The organism is Bacillus sp. LR--39 (assembly GCF_053613335.1).
Map to the genome: position 1 here is coordinate 1 of NZ_JBSIOT010000231.1, position 1,234 is coordinate 1,234.

The window sequence follows — 1,234 nt, forward strand, 5'->3', positions numbered from 1 at the left end:
ATCTGACCGTCTTGAATAAAGCCGGCATCGCCAGTTCGGTATGCCCACTGGCCTTCATGAGAGAAAAACGCTTTTTCCGTCAGCTCTGGCTCACCAAGGTAGCCTCGGCTTACACTCGGCCCTGCAATGACGATTTCTCCTTTTTCTCCATCAGGAAGCGGCTGTCCCTCTTCATCCATAATGAAAATGTTCATATCTGGTTTGGCGAAGCCCACTGGAAGCGATTCGCTGCGGCTGATGACGTCATCCGTAATTTCAACCGATGTGACAGCCACTGTCGCTTCAGTCGGGCCGTACGTATTAAAAATCTTCGCTTTCGGAAAACGCTCAAGCAGCGCTTTTGCCACAGAAACCGGAAGAACCTCTCCGCAAAACATAAATGTGTCCGCATGAGGCAGCAGATCCTGTGAAAAACCCGGATCCATCAGGCACATTTGCACAAAGGAAGGTGTTGATGTCCACACATTCAGCCCGGACTTCTTCAGCTCTTCAAATAAGACTTTCGGCTTGTTCACAGCATCCTTTGTCACGCAATGTAAAGTCCCGCCTGATTGAAGGCACGGATATAGGTCCATGACAGACAAATCAAATGAGAACGGTGCTTGGTTTAAAAATATTTTTCCTCCGCTGACAGGAAAGTCTGCACAAATCCAGTCTGTGAAGCTTTGAAGATTCGCAGCGGAAATCTGCACGCCTTTCGGATTTCCTGTGCTCCCGGAAGTGTAAATGATATAAAACGTCTCGTGTTCCTTAACCCATTGATCTTGGATGACAGAGCCGCCTTCGTTTTCCAGCAGTTCTTCCGCAGAAACTGTCTGAATCTGCTGGCTGACTGCATCAATTGAGAGTCCTGCTGCATGGATCAGCAATTCTGCTCCAGAGCTTTCGATAATTTTTGCAATCCGTTCGGACGGAATAGACAGGTCAACCGGAATATAAGGATGTCCCGCTTTGACACTTCCCAAGAAGGAAACGATCATGTGCGGCTCCATGTGGCCGTACACAAGGATAGGAGATTTCTTTTCCCCAGAAATGCGTTTTTGGATCGCGGCAGCCGCGCGGTCAGACTGCTCCCATAATTCCTGATACGTGAGCGACTGGCCTTGAGAGCGGAAGGCATCGGTTTGCGGATAAGTTTCCGCATGTGTTTGAATAGCATGTAAAAGTTTCATAGTTATTCTCTCTCCAATTAGAAATCGTTATAAATATATGAACCGGTATTCGCGGTGTGAAA

The 1,234-nt window shown here is 47.8% G+C and carries 1 protein-coding gene; it reads right to left on the reverse strand.

The window, feature by feature from the left end; translation table 11 throughout:
• On the reverse strand, nt 1–1,172 hold a 1,172-nt coding region (gene dltA, locus ACWHAR_RS22050), incomplete at its 3' end, for a D-alanine--poly(phosphoribitol) ligase subunit DltA (protein ID WP_452087834.1).
• Between the last annotated feature and the right edge of the window lie 62 nt (nt 1,173–1,234).